Here is a 1,316-nt window from a genome sequence, read left to right on the forward strand (position 1 = left end):
GACAAACGGCGCCCGTGACTGTGCTGGCGAGAAACAGCTTAGCCACGGGCGCCTTGTCGTTCCGAGCCGGGCGTCGAGACGCGGCTGGGGAACGATGCTGGGTTGCTGCGCCCTCAGGCTACGGGCGCGGCGAGGAAGTCGTAGTAGCGGTTGGTGAAGTTGGTGATGTTGGGGAAGATCGAGGCGACCTGGCTGTCGGTGAGGCCGAACCATCTGGCCATGGTGCCGGCGTACTGGTCGACCGACATCTGGGGCACGAGGACGTTGCCGGACATGTTGGGGTTCTGGAAGCCGTTTTGCACGTCGATGCCGACGGTTGGGAACTGGCCGTAGACATCGCCACCCCGCACGGCGCCGCCCATGATGAACTGGTGCGAGCCCCAGGCGTGGTCTGTGCCGTCGCCATTGGTGGTGAAGGTGCGGGAGAAGTCTGACGCCGTGAAGGTGGTGACGCGGTCGCGCATGTCGACGCCGCCGACATTGGCGAGTGCGCCGTCGAAATAGGCCATGGCGTGGGCGAGGCGCGCCATCAGCGGCGACTGGCTGGTGTTCTGGATGTCGTGCGTGTCGAAGCCGCCCATCGAGACGAAGAAGACCTGGCGGTTCATGCCGAGCACCCTCTGTGAGGCGATGACTTTCGCCACCGTCTGCAGCTGCACGGCGAGCGAGTTGTTTTCCATCGCGCGGGTGATCGGGTTGAGCACCTGCGTCGGCGCGGCGATAGCGGCGCCGGGCGCGCCGGCGGCGAACTGGGCGTTGAGGAGATCGGCCGAGTCCTGCGAGCGGACGACCTTCGCGCCATAGTCCTGCATGAAATAGCTCGTGCCGGCCGTGTCGCGGATGATCTCACGGATACGCGCACCCTGCCCACTGGCGCCGAACACGTTGGTGGTGGGCGCGGCGGCCGAGTTGATGCGGATCGCCGGCGTCGTCTGGCTGGTCGACATCTGGTATTGCACGACGTTCTGGCCGGCGAGCATGACGGCGTTGCCGGCCGTCGAGATGGCGGTGAAGACGGAGTTTGTTCCGTTGGTCGATAGCAGCTGATCGGCCATGAGGCCGCCCCAGCCGCGACGCGCGCCTTCTGCGGAGCCAGCCTGCCAGGTCGATTGCTGGTCGTTGTGGGACATCAGGTTGGCGGGCAGCGGCACAGAGCGCCCGCGGTATTGCGCCTTGGTGGTGGGCACGACGAGCGGCCCGACGTTGGCGGCGACAGCGAGGCGTCCCTCCGTCCACAGCGGCATCATGGCGGACAGGTGCGGGTTGAGGCCGAAGGTGCGCGCGAGGGCGTTGGTGCCGGGCGGCACGGGGTTCGG

At 67.1% G+C, this 1,316-nt stretch carries 1 protein-coding gene; it reads right to left on the minus strand.

What is annotated here, in order from left to right:
• Window positions 1-113: 113 nt before the first annotated feature.
• The coding region (locus EON91_RS14440) for a DUF1501 domain-containing protein (RefSeq protein ID WP_292096104.1) at window positions 114-1,316 on the minus strand (1,203 nt) is incomplete at its 5' end.

It is taken from the genome of Brevundimonas sp. (genome assembly GCF_004210735.1).
Taxonomy (GTDB): Bacteria; Pseudomonadota; Alphaproteobacteria; order Caulobacterales; family Caulobacteraceae; genus Brevundimonas.